General features: G+C 49.2%; 7 protein-coding genes and 2 tRNA genes. 4 read left to right on the forward strand and 5 right to left on the reverse strand.

Features of this window, described 5'->3' with window-relative positions:
* Positions 1-93: 93 nt before the first annotated feature.
* A complete protein-coding gene (locus tag J2S36_RS03370) occupies positions 94-1,038 on the reverse strand; it encodes a metal ABC transporter substrate-binding protein (protein ID WP_309955566.1) in 945 nt (314 codons plus the stop codon).
* A gap of 738 nt (positions 1,039-1,776) precedes the next feature.
* Between J2S36_RS03370 and J2S36_RS03375 the strand changes: the two genes are divergently transcribed.
* The 3 genes from J2S36_RS03375 (at position 1,777) to rarD (ending at position 5,617) form a co-directional block, all read left to right on the forward strand.
* A complete protein-coding gene (locus J2S36_RS03375) occupies positions 1,777-3,063 on the forward strand; it encodes an O-acetylhomoserine aminocarboxypropyltransferase/cysteine synthase family protein (RefSeq protein WP_309957468.1) in 1,287 nt (428 codons plus the stop codon).
* A gap of 221 nt (positions 3,064-3,284) precedes the next feature.
* Positions 3,285-4,460 (forward strand): homoserine O-acetyltransferase MetX, encoded by a 1,176-nt coding sequence (gene metX, locus J2S36_RS03380; RefSeq protein WP_309957470.1) that lies wholly within the window; start codon positions 3,285-3,287, stop codon positions 4,458-4,460.
* 230 nt (positions 4,461-4,690) lie between these two features.
* The gene (gene rarD, locus J2S36_RS03385) at positions 4,691-5,617 is read left to right on the forward strand and encodes an EamA family transporter RarD (protein ID WP_309955570.1); all 927 of its coding nucleotides are present in this window, start codon (positions 4,691-4,693) and stop codon (positions 5,615-5,617) included.
* Between the two features lie 632 nt (positions 5,618-6,249).
* Here rarD and J2S36_RS03390 read toward each other — a convergent pair.
* Positions 6,250-9,354: a beta-galactosidase gene (locus tag J2S36_RS03390; protein WP_309955573.1), complete on the reverse strand. Its 3,105-nt coding sequence runs from the start codon at positions 9,352-9,354 to the stop codon at positions 6,250-6,252.
* Positions 9,355-9,652: 298 nt separating this feature from the next.
* Positions 9,653-9,726, reverse strand: a tRNA-Pro gene (locus J2S36_RS03395).
* A 172-nt stretch (positions 9,727-9,898) separates the two neighbouring features.
* Here J2S36_RS03395 and J2S36_RS03400 point away from each other — a divergent pair.
* Positions 9,899-9,969: transfer RNA gene (locus J2S36_RS03400), tRNA-Gly, on the forward strand.
* A gap of 280 nt (positions 9,970-10,249) precedes the next feature.
* Here J2S36_RS03400 and thrB read toward each other — a convergent pair.
* On the reverse strand, positions 10,250-11,119 hold the full coding sequence (gene thrB / locus J2S36_RS03405) for a homoserine kinase (protein ID WP_309955576.1): 870 nt from the start codon (positions 11,117-11,119) through the stop codon (positions 10,250-10,252).
* Between the two features lie 38 nt (positions 11,120-11,157).
* Positions 11,158-12,789, reverse strand: coding sequence for a threonine synthase (gene thrC, locus J2S36_RS03410; protein ID WP_309955579.1), 1,632 nt, complete (start codon positions 12,787-12,789; stop codon positions 11,158-11,160).
* Positions 12,790-12,847: the final 58 nt, after the last annotated feature.

Below are 12,847 nucleotides of genomic sequence, written 5' to 3' on the forward strand. Positions count from 1 at the left end.
ATTTTGTTCAAAATAAAGATTCGGCGGCAGGTATCAAGAAACGAGGAAACAACAAATCCTGAAACCCGCCGCCGCACTCACACAACACGCTATTTAGGAGAGTGCTTCCACAATGGCCTTTACATTGTGTTCAAATGCGCCCAGGTAAGTATCTGTTGGCGCCTTCTCGCCGAGAGTATCTGCGAAAAGCTCGGTATCAGAAAGCTTTACTTCCCAACCCTTTGACTTCACGATTTCCTGCAAGTGCTTGATCACTTCAGGGTTCTTGAGATTGTCATGGAAGATAACTGGTACCTTCTTTTCAGCCACGAGAGTAGCAAGTTCTTCAAGCTGAACTGAAGAAATTTCAGCTTCAGATGAGACAGTATCGGTAGCAAAGATTTCCAGACCATACGTCCGGCCAAGGTAGTTGAATGCATCGTGACCAGTTACAAGCGTACGACGGTCAGCTGGGATCTTATCGAACTGAGCCTTTGCCTTTTCATGCATTGACTGGATCTTCGCATTGTATGCCTTGCCATTTTCAAGGTACTTATCAGCATTTGCTTTATCGATCTTCGCAATCTTCTCAGCAGTTGCCGTCACAGCATACTGCCAGCCAATTGGATCGTTCCATACGTGTGGATCATGGCCTTCAACTTTGCCATCTTCTTCCCAATCAAGCAGCATCTTTTCTGGGATCGATTCTGCAGCTGGGAGGGACTTATCACCAAGACCATCGAACTGAGCCATCATCTTGTGCTCCATATCGTGGCTCGTCCAAACCACGAGATCAGCTTCCTGGATCTTTTCGGTATCTTTCGTGGTGAGTTCTTGGGTATGTGGATCGCCGCCAGGTGCTACGAGCGTGGTGATATCAGCATCTGGAGCGATGTTCTTGATTGCATCAGCAAGATAGCCAGTTGTGGCAACAATCTTCAACTTGCTATTTTCAGCAGGCTTATCAGCTTTGCCAGACTTTGCGTCAGTGTTGCATGCACTAAGGGATGCAGCGAGTGCGATTGCGCAAAAACCAGAGATTACAGCTTTCAGCTTCATTATTCCTCTTCTTAGATTGCGTTCGGTTTCCCGAACATTGTTTCTGTTGTTAGGCTAACCTAAGAGCTAAGTTATCGCAAGTTATCCAAAATGTAAACCAGTAAATTTCGCGACTTTCCACACCATTTACAATTGCATCTTTTGCGGTTCAATCGGCTGCAATAGCTTGTATTTTCTCGCAAATGCGAAGGAAATAGATGCGGCGGCAATTGGCGTGATAACTAATGCCATAGTTGCAGTTTCCAACAAACTCGATCAAAGCATGATATTTTCAAATTTTTCAATCAGTCACAGCAAGTTGCGCTGCCTCCCCCCCCCAAAAAAAATCACGCGCATTTTTGCGTGTTCAAATATTGGATACCGTTTGCTTTTCCAAACCGGATTCGATTAGCGTGGCTTTCATGTTCCTCCGAATGCGAATGTTCAACTAGCGCACCCACCGCTGAGTCTGGTGCGCACCCGGCGCACCTGCCGAAATTCTGGCGCGCCGGTCAGTCGAAAATGCAATAAATTCTGGCTGAGTTGGACAATCAAAATTCGCTAATTTTCCGAAATTTTCCTCACACATAAAACAAATAGCGTGATTCACCGCAGAAAATTTGCGGCACCCGCTTTTCTGAACACGATGTAGCTCCGAAAATTTCGCAGATCCGAAAATTTTGATCTCCTAATCCTACTGCAACCAGAATCCACCCATTAGCAAAAATCGGCTTAAAATAGCCAAAAGCAAAGGACGATATCAAAATGACAAACTGGAACTTTGAAACTATTCAAATTCACGCCGGGCAGACTCCTGATTCCGATACCGGCTCCCGCGCACTCCCGATCTATCAAACCACTTCTTTTGTATTTGAAAACACTGAGCAAGCCGCGAACCGTTTTGCCCTCACCGAGTCTGGCCCGATTTATACGCGCCTGACGAATCCCACACAACAAGTTGTAGAAGCGCGAATTGCTGCTCTTGAGGGTGGTCGGGCTGCACTTCTTGTTGCCTCTGGGCAAGCCGCGCTCACCACCACGATTCTAAATATCGCCCAGGCTGGCGATCATATCGTCGCATCCTCGTCACTTTATGGCGGATCGGTGACGCTATTGAAAAATACGCTTTCCCGTTATGGGATCACCACAACTTTCGTAACGAACCAAAACGATCCGGAAGCATGGCGCACAGCCGTCACCGAAAACACAAAAGCCTTCTTTGCCGAATCTATCCCAAACCCCGGCGGTAATATCTTCGATATTGAAGCGATTGCGGCAGTCGCCCATGAAATTGGGGTGCCGCTAATTGTGGATAATACTATTGCCACACCCTACTTACTGCGCCCATTTGAACACGGTGCAGATATTGTAATCCACTCCGCCACAAAATTTCTTGGCGGGCATGGCACTGCTATTGGCGGCGTTATTGTCGAAAAAGGTGGTTTCAACTGGCTTTCTGGAAAATTCCCCACTTTCTCTGAAGCAGACCCCTCTTATAATGGTTTACAGTTTGGCAGCCTTGATGCGATTGGAGCATTCGTCACGCGAATCCGTTGTACACTACTACGAGATCTCGGACCAGCCATTTCTCCATTTAACGCATTCTTGATCGCGCAAGGGATCGAAACACTTTCGCTGCGTCTAGAACGCCACGTAGAAAATGCAGCGAAAGTTGCACACTTTCTTGAGCATCACCCAGCAGTTGAAAGCGTTACTTGGGCTTCACTCGAATCTTCCCCATATTTTGAACTTGCACAAAAGTATACGCCAAAGGGTGCAGGTTCCGTTTTTGCTTTCACGATCAAGGGCGGCAAGGAAGCAGGTCAGGCTTTTATTGACGCACTCGAATTACATTCGCTCGTGGCAAATATTGGAGACGTCCGTTCACTTGCAATCCATCCTGCCTCTACCACGCATTCGCAATTGAGCGACTCTGCACTTGCCGCAGCAGGCGTAAACCCTGGCCTTGTGCGACTATCAGTAGGGATTGAATCTGCAGATGATATTATTGCCGACCTGGCACAGGCTTTCGCGAAAATCAGCTAACGAGCTAACGAGCTAAAAACTAGAGCACATCACGTAAGTGTTGGCGAATATCGAAAACAACCGTAAAGCGAATGAAGTTTCGGTAAGCAACGTGATTTAGCGCAGATTCTGAAAATTTCTCGCTGTAAACCTGGCGATTCGATAAACCACCAACGAAGCTTGCCTGATTCTTTCACCAACTTTCCGTGCAAAGTTTATAAGGAGTATCAAAAGTGTCCGATATGAATAATCCTCTCGCTGGCGATATTGGCGAAGAAATTAACGAAGAGCTGCTTCCCGCTACAGGTGCCTGGCTTGCCGGGAGCGATCCTGGGGAAAAACGTTTTGCCGATATTGGCGTGCTCGAACTTGAGCTTGGTGCGAAACTTCCAGTACGTATCGCCTACGAAACTTGGGGAGAATATAACGGTCACAATGCGGTATTGCTCTGCCATCCGCTCACCGGTGATTCACATGCTTGCGGTATCGGCGGATGGTGGAGTGATATTGTTGGCCCAGGGAAAGCTATCGACACTGAAAAGTTCTATGTGGTGGCTCCAAATGTGCTCGGCGGCTGCCAAGGTACTACAGGCCCGGCAAGCCTCGCAGCAGATGCACGCCCTTATGGATCTCGTTTTCCAGAAATTACGGTACGTGATCAAGTGCGGGCTGAGGCGGCGCTCGCGGATTTTCTTGGGATTCAAGCATGGCGATTTATTGCCGGGGCTTCAGCTGGCGGGCAGCGAGTGATGGAATGGGCAGCAAGTTTTCCGCAACGGACGCAAAGTTTTGCAGTTTTGGTTTCAAATGCTGAGGCAACGGCAGAACAGATTGCTTTTTGCCGTCAGCAGCATGCGGCAATTTTACTTGATCCTGCTTTTCGTGGTGGCGATTATTATGATGCTGAGGTTGGTAACGGACCGCATCGAGGTCTTTGTCTTGCGCGGGCAATCGCACATACAACTTACCGCTGCCATACAGAATTGGATTCACGTTTTGGAAATTCACCGCAAGCAGGCGAAGTAACACTTGCTGCGGGAAATACTATTGCCGGGTTTAGACGGGCTGGGCGCTTTGCTGCCGAATCATACTTGGATTATCACGGGAATAAACTTGCGGCACGTTTCGATGCGAATTCATATCTTGTATTGAATCGAGCCATGAGTACTCATTCTATTGGTCGTGGGCGTGGTGGTACTGCTGCCGTGTTGGCGAGCTTAACAATGCCGGCTTTGGTTGTGAACGTCGATTCGGATCGGCTTTTTTATCCTGACGATGTTGCAGCTTTAGCTGCAGCACTTCCAGGAGCAAATGGCGTAGCAACGGTCACTTCAAAGTTTGGGCATGATGGATTTCTCATTGAGTCTGCGCAGGTTGCAAAAATTATTGCCGAGTTTCTGCAGCGTGAAAAAATCTAGTTTGCGGCGTGCTGGCATCCCAATAAAAATACTGCCTTTAACTAGGACGCATATTTTCATGCTCTGTGTTAGCTAATTAGCCGGTGTAGACGCCGCATCCGGCAATGTTGAAAAGTGCAAATTGGGAAACGGCAAACCTTGAAATTCACACCTCCGAATATGCACTACAAAGTATTTTCCAGGAAACTTAGAGATGCAGATTTTATTAATTTGAAATGTTGGTTGCATAAGTGTTTACAAATTCTAGTTCTCGCGCTTGGCTTTATGGAGCTGGCACATACATACTTTGGGGATTTTTTCCGCTGTATTTTGTTTTGTTGAAAGACGTTGCACCTTTTGAGGTAATTGTGCATCGAGCTTTTTGGTCAATGCTTGTCTGCCTGCTTTTGATCGTCATCTTTGGGCAATTGGGTAGCTTGCGCCAAATTATTATGACGCCACAAATTATTTGGCGGCTAGCTTTGGCAGGGATATTTATTGTCGCGAATTGGACTACATATGTTTATGCCGTGCAGATTGGCAGAACTGTGGATGCCTCGTTGGGATATTTTATAAATCCGCTCGTGACCATTGCTTTCGGTGTGATTATTTTGCGTGAAAGAATTACTTTCCTGCAGCAAGTTGCAATTGCCTTAGGTGTGATTGCGGTTGGTTATTTGGTGATTTCAATGGGTGCGCTGCCTTGGATCTCGATCATACTTGCATTATCTTTTGCACTATATTCGCTGGTGAAAAAGAAGGTGGCAAAGGATGTGCCTGCTTTGGCTGGGATGGTCATTGAAAATACTGCGGTAATGCCGTTTCTGCTCGGATATTTAATATATTTATTGTGGACGAACCAGAGTTTTATGCAAAGGCTGCCTGATCCGAGTAATTCTCTCATGATCTTTGCTTTGCTGATCGGTTCAGGGATCGTGACGGCTGTGCCGTTAGTGCTTTTTGCGATCGCTTCACGCGAATTACCACTGTGGATTCTTGGATTTTTGCAATATATTAGCCCGATCATGCAGCTGCTGATTGGCGTTTTTGTGTTTCATGAAAATATGCCAGTTGAGCGTTGGATCGGTTCCGGAATTATTTGGCTGGCGCTGCTGTGTTTATCAATTGACGGGATCATAATTACCCGCAAAAGAAGATCTACATGCAAGGAGCGCTAGTTCTTTGAAAAACTATCTATAACGCAGTTATTTGTGTGTATTTACATTCGGTGGACGTGAGTCAAACGCACGCCCACCAGAAGATATCTTGGTATTAACGCTCTGTGTCTGTATCTTTATCGCCTTTAAAAATGGCTACCGTATCGGGGATCATTATGACAACAGTAATGAAAACTGCGATCCAAAAACCATTCCATGCATGCACAATTTTCGTCACAAACACCAAGAAAACAAAAAAATGAACAGCGTGTCTCTCGTAAAACTGATCCACTTTTTCACCAAAAACACCCCGCTACGGCATCTCCGACTCTCACCCAACACTGGAATCAGATCTATGCCATGCCCAGACGCCTAGTTTAATCCTCAAGCAAAAGGTACACCTTTTGTGTATCAGAATACAAATTTAATTTCCACATTATTTTCTTTGTTCGGCAAAACTAAGACAGCAAGAAATCTCTTCGGGATATTACCCATTAACAGCTTCAGATTACGCTATCCGATACAGTGACCACGGCACGGCAGGCAGATGCAGACTAACCACAACTTTCAAGAAGAAATATATTAAATCCTCAACAATTTGGGGTGTGCCAGCGTCATCAAGAGACTTTGACACACCCCAAATTGCTTAATATTTAGCGCTCCAATCTGCCTTGCAACTCAGAATAATCAGGCGCGTCATTCAGGCGCAGATCCAAACCTCCGGTCTGATTCATGATCACCGACAAGTCAATCGACTCCGGACCAGCACTAGCTTCCTCTGCCGTCAAGGCAATCGCAATCTCATTATGCCCGTTCATATTCAAGAAACCAGCCGGAATAGTGAAGGACTCTTGCGGCCCTACGTCACCCACCCAGGTGCCCACATTCCAACCGTTCACAAACATCACAGTGCGCGCATGGTCAGACTTGTTCGCAAAACGCTGCGAGTTCACATTCAGGCGGAACCCCACATCCTGCCCCGCCGGCACATCCAGGTCAAAATCCGTGCGGAACCAGGTTACGCCGGGTTTCTCCGCGCGCAGGCTTTCCACCGGCTGCCATGCCGAATCGTCAAACCCAGGCAGGTACCAGCCGTGACGCTCTCCAAACAATCCGCCGTTATTGTAAATCGTGCGGGCCGGATCAATCGCAGTATTCCCACCGACGGCACCTTGGATCTTCCACTCCACTGGACCGGAGCTGATCAACGTAGCGTCATGAATCCCCATTCCATGCTGAGATTCCCCGAAGCCTTGCCAATCCACGCGTTGCCCATTATTGCGCAGCAACACCGCTAAAGTGACGTCCCCGCCCTTGGTGACAGAGCCACGTGGCGTGCGCACGATCTGCAACATGCCGTTAGCATCGTAAGCCCCGGCATATTGCCCATTTACCCACACCAGGAAGTTTGCTGCCTCAGCCCCGAAGGCAGTGAAGGACAGCCACGGGTCATTCATCGCAGCCTTGTAATGGGCGCGATACCAGACGTCACCCTCATGGAAACCGTAGTGATTCGCATCCAAGACAACCTTTTGCACCAGGCCGGGACCTTGCTTCGGATTGTCCGTTTCGGTATCATCGGCGCGCACCCAGTTAGAATCATCAAAATCCACAGCCGCCTCAGGGCTTTCCCCTTGAGCACGCCATTGCAAGGAAGGTGCCACTACTGGGGCAGGTCCAGCGGCATTAAACGCCACACGGCCAAGTTCGTCAGCACTACCTGCAGCCGCACCGTTGAAAGTAACCTTACTTATCCCGGCAGGCAGCCACACGGTGATCTTACCTTCCTGGTTCATGGAACCAGTCAAATGTGCAGTATCTCCCTGAAATTCCACAGTACGCACGAGATCCGCGCCGTCAACCCAGAGAGTCTGTGTACCATCCCCACCAGACAGCAGCCACTTATCGTGCAGAATATCACGGGACAGCACCTGCAAATGCAACACTTTACCGTCAGCATCAGTGATGCGGATGTCTTGCGGAATATCCCCGTAAGTATAGGACACACGCAACTGCTCTGTTGCCAGATCGTAGACCGCATCCACACCCTTTGGCGCATCAACCTGAGGTTCGGTAGCAAAGTGGAATGCGGATTCGCCATAATCCCCGGAAGCCCCGATCAGTGCCGCAAACCGCCCCGCCGCAAGTTCCTCATTCGCAAACAGTTGTGAGGTAGTGTAATACAGCTCGAAGTCACCCAGGCGTTGATCGGCGGTCATCATCATCGCGTCACGTCCATGAATCGTCAGATAGCGCGCAGGGTCAGCCGGGATCCTTGGAAATTCAATCGTGGCCCCGTCCGCACCCGTGAGCCGCAAGTTCGTAGCGAAATGAGAGGTGCGTTTCTGGTTTGAGGACACATGCCGGAACGCCAGCCAGCGCATTCCGCCACCGGTGACGGAAGCCTCAGGATCAACGCCGAGCCGCTGGTATCCCTTGACCACCGCCGAACCAAACTTTGCCTTAATCGCAGAAGGTTTCACTGGTTCACTGCGAGCAAAGGCTGGCGCCGCATTTTGGAAGTAGCCGAGTTCCTTTTGTGCGGTGAACTTCCCGGTCAAGTCGCGATCCTCAGTGATGCCCGCGCCGTAATCATAGGATGTGAAACCCGAGTGCGGAGATCCGGTCCAACCCCAGTTGGTGCCGCCGAAAATCATGTAATAGTTGAAAGCGGTCACGCCATTGCCGATGTTCGTAGCACCCCATTGGCGAATGTAGTTATCGTCAGCAAAGTCGATACAATCCGAGGCTTGGAATTTCGCACCCCACGGGCTGAACGCCCCGCCCTGACCTTCCGCAACGAAAATCGGTGAGTCCGGCGCAAATCTGCGCACCTTCGACTCGTGATCACCAAGTTCAAAACGCATCGCGCCACAGTCGAAACGAATCGGATAGTCGTCGTAGGCATAGAAATCTAGCCCTGCCTGACGCATTTTTTCGCCTGAAAACTTTCCGTTTGGCGCCCAGTCATTATGGAATAGCGGCACGGTGATGCCATCCTTGCGGATCTGATCCGTCAACGCCCGCTGGAACTTGATTTGCGGGGTGGCCTGGAAAAACATCTCATTTTCACTCTGATACATGAGCATTGAGCCGGTGCCGTTCGTGACCTGGTGGTTCTTGAGGATCTGGTTGACGTGATGCATCCAATCTAGGGATTGAGCCAACACCGCAGGGTCGTCCGCAGAACGCAGGTTCGCCCCGGAATTCGTCATCCATGCCGGCAGCCCGCCCATCGAGATTTCCGCGTTAATATACGGCCCTGGACGGGCAATCACATAGAGCCCCTCTTCGGCAGCCATCCGCATGAGCAAGTCAAGATCTTTCACCCCGGTAAAATCGTAAGCTCCGCCGGGTGAAGTCTGGTGATAACCCCAGAAAAAGTACAGAGAGATAGCGTTAAACCCGCCGGCACGCATTTTCTGCATCACGTCGCGCCACTGCTGCGGGCTGGGCAGCCGCCAGTAGTGGATTTCCCCAGAGTAGATATGCAAAGGTTCATCGTCTACTTTGAAGGTATACTTATCCCAAGTGACTTTATGGGGGCGACCGTCATTGCCGGGGAAGCTGATATGTTTACCGTCGTTGATATTGGTTTTAACGACGGTGGAAACGGGCGTCTCCAGTATTTGTGAAACTTTGGGAGTAGCAGAAGCGGCGGAAATACCCACCAATCCGCTAAGAGATAGCGCCACAGCCGCGACGCCAGCCGCAGCCAGGGTGGCTAAGCGGGTAAATCGAGGATGATTATGGTTCATTTTCGCGTGACTCCTTCGTCATTAGGCGAACATTGACAGCGGCCATCATTGGTTTAGCATTCAATGGTTAGTGCCAGTTTAGCGATTCTGCTGGCAAATTTCTAACTTCCTTTTAGCCCATCCATGCCTGCACCCGCCACACCCGAAAAAATCGCGATAAATTCCTCGCCGAACACACCATCGACAAAACCAAAAAATACCAACCCAAAAAAAGGAACAATGACGCGAGACAACACCACACAAAATAAAAAAAATGCCTCGCGACATAGCCGGAACTATGTCGCGAGACAACACATCGTCGGGGTAGCGGGATTTGAACCCACGGCCTTCCGCTCCCAAAGCGGACGCGCTACCAAACTGCGCCATACCCCGTTATTAAATTTTCGCTACGCTGCATTAGCAGACTCAATAAATGTTAATCGACTTTCAGTAAAATTCCCAATTCATTTTTATTACGTGAGCCACATTTAAACTTTATGTTTTTCATCTTCAATATTTCTTGCTAGACTCATTGAGCCGGTTGATATTTTTCAACCTCGCAAGTGCGAATGTAGCTCAATGGTAGAGCCTCTGCCTTCCAAGCAGATTACGCGGGTTCGATTCCCGTCATTCGCTCTGAAGTTTTAGCTCAGCCTTTTGGCTGGGCTAAAGTTTTATCTGGGCCTGGGAATCAAACCCGGGAGAGCTGACACCGGAAAGAAAATGCCGATAGCATTTTCCGACGGTAGACGCGCAGCAGCTATGCTGCAAGCGGGACGAATTGCACAAAGCGAAATCCGCGCGATTCCCGTCATTCGCTCTACTATGACCTCGGATTTGATAAGGTCGGGGTCCACGTTTGGCGAGTATTCCTTTGGGGCTCTAAAAAAACTGCAACCTGATTAGCCCATCTGTTTCAGATTTTACTCACGACGGCTCCGACCAAATCCGGCACCAACCGCAATACTTTCCACCCTTGTGGCAGTCTAATCTGTTCTGGGGCAATATCTTGCGTGATACAAAGCAAGGTTGGCCCTGCACCAGAAATACAGATCTTCCCGCCGAAAGCAGTGATTTGCTCAGAAATCTCAGCGAATCCAGGAATCAGCGTTTCCCGATATGGCTGATGCAGCCGATCAGCAAGTGCCACACGCAGTAAATCAGCGTCACCATCAGCCAAAGCACGCAAAAGCAACGCCGCATGTGACACATTATAAACAGCATCAGCAAGCTCCACTTTCCGGGGCAACACGGCACGAGCTTCCGCGGTTGCAAGCGGAAAATCAGGGATAAAAACCAGGAATTCCCAGCTCTCATGAAGTTGATAATTACGCGTGATCGGCATTCCCGAATCGTCCACTAAAGATGCCGTCAATCCACCGTAGAATGCTGGAGCAAGATTATCTGGATGCCCTTCGATCCGGTTAGTGATCTCAAGCAATTGGCATAGCGAAAGCTGGTTTCCAGACATCGCATTCGCCCCCAACGCACCAGCAACCAGCATCGCCGCAGAAGACCCTAAACCACGCGAAAACGGGATCTCTTCACGCGCCGAAATGCGCACGCCGGCTACGGGTTCGCCCAAGTATGCAAATGTTGCACGAAATGCCTGATAAATCAGATTATCTTCAGTAGCGTACTCCGGCTTGTACCCAACCCATTCGAGTTGTTTCTCTGACGGCTCGAAAGTAACCGTATTTGCCAGACTCAAGGCGCAGCCAAAACTATCGAATCCTGGACCAAGATTGGCAGTTGTTGCAGGTACACGAACTTGCATCACGCTCATGAACGCTCCTTAGTTTTATTCTTCACAAGCTCCCGCAGTTATTTACACTGACGGCAGCTCAGCTCCCCAAATGCCGCCGCACGCATTTGCGCAGTCTGAATCACCGCAGGATGCAATTCAGTACATTCTTGCAGTCGGGCAAGATTTTGTGGCACCGGCACATTCGTATACTCATGTAATTGATCCAGTAACGCGAAATCATCACCTTGCGGGATCTGCCCAAGCGCCTCAAGCACTGCACGCGGGAACTTATATGGTGCCGCAGTAGCAAGCACCACCATTACACGTTTTCTTTGCGCGCCTTGCTCAGTTTGCACATCAGCTACTGCATCGTTCGCGGCGAGTTCCTGCCAATAATCCTGTGCCACCTTCCACCCGGCAGCAGTATGCGGATCGCATAAATATCCGTCACGTTCCCACACCTGCCGAATCGTCTCACCGGCTTGTCTATCGTCACAATAGCCAGCCCAGAAATGTTCATGCAATTCACTAAGTTGCTGCGCCGAAAGTTGGTAATACCCCATTTGGCGTAAATCATTCATCCACGCCTGCACTTGCGCGGGGTCTTCACACAAGAAGTACAACATCCGTTCCAGATTTGAAGAAACCAAAATATCCATTGATGGCGAGATCGTCTTTTTTAATTCGCGCCGACGATCATATACGCCAGTACGGAAAAAATCAGTAAGCACATTATTTGCATTAGACGCACAAAGCAGCTTCCCCACCGGCAACCCTAAACGCTTTGCCAAATAACCAGCAAGAATATCACCAAAATTCCCTGTTGGAACTGAAAAATCTACCCGCTCCCCCAACTCGATCCGCCCAGCTTGCAGCAAATCCCGATAAGCGGCGAAATAATACATGATCTGTGGAATCAACCGACCAATATTGATCGAATTCGCCGAGGAAAGCTTACATTCCCGCAATGCATAATTATCCGCAGTAGCTGCTTGTGTACTGGATACAGCCTGCATTCCCGCAGCAGCTTTCACATTTGTGCCCGCATTTCCATCACTCGCACCATGATCAGCATTGACGGCATTCACACCATCTCGCACATCGGCAAAAATCTGTTTTACACCCGTTTGCGCATCATCAAAATTTCCTTTAATCCCGTAAACATGCACATTTTTACCAGTTTGCGTAACCATCTGCGCTCGCTGAATTTGCGATACTCCACCGTCAGGATAAAACACACAAATTTCAGTACCAGGCACATCAGCGAAACCCTCCATCGCAGCTTTTCCGGTATCTCCCGACGTTGCCGTCAATACCAGCGTACGGCTCGTTTCACCAGCTTCCTGCTTCGCAGCTACAAGTAACTGCGGCAACACCGAAAGTGCGACATCCTTGAATGCTGAAGTCGGACCGCGAAAGAGCTCAAGCACTGCAAAATCACCCACAGACACAGTAGGCGTAAGCACATCAGATTCAAATTTCCCGGCATACGCCCGCTCAACAAGAGCTTCCATTTGCGGTAAATTCGGAAAGAAAGCTGCCAGAAGTTTTGCCGAGATCTCCATGCTCGAAAGCTGCAAGCAGGCTTGCCAATCAAATTCAGGGATGGCAGCAGGCACAAATAACCCACCATCTTGCGCAAGCCCGTCAATAATTGCTCTCATATCAGTGGCTTGCAAATCCCGGTTTCGTGTAGAGTGATAGCGCATTTGTTGGTCTTTCTACTATTCTGGAAAAATTTTCAGGTGCTTTTCGCCACCCACATCG

The organism is Arcanobacterium hippocoleae, from assembly GCF_031456295.1.
In the GTDB taxonomy this organism is placed as follows: domain Bacteria; phylum Actinomycetota; class Actinomycetes; order Actinomycetales; family Actinomycetaceae; genus Arcanobacterium_A; species Arcanobacterium_A hippocoleae.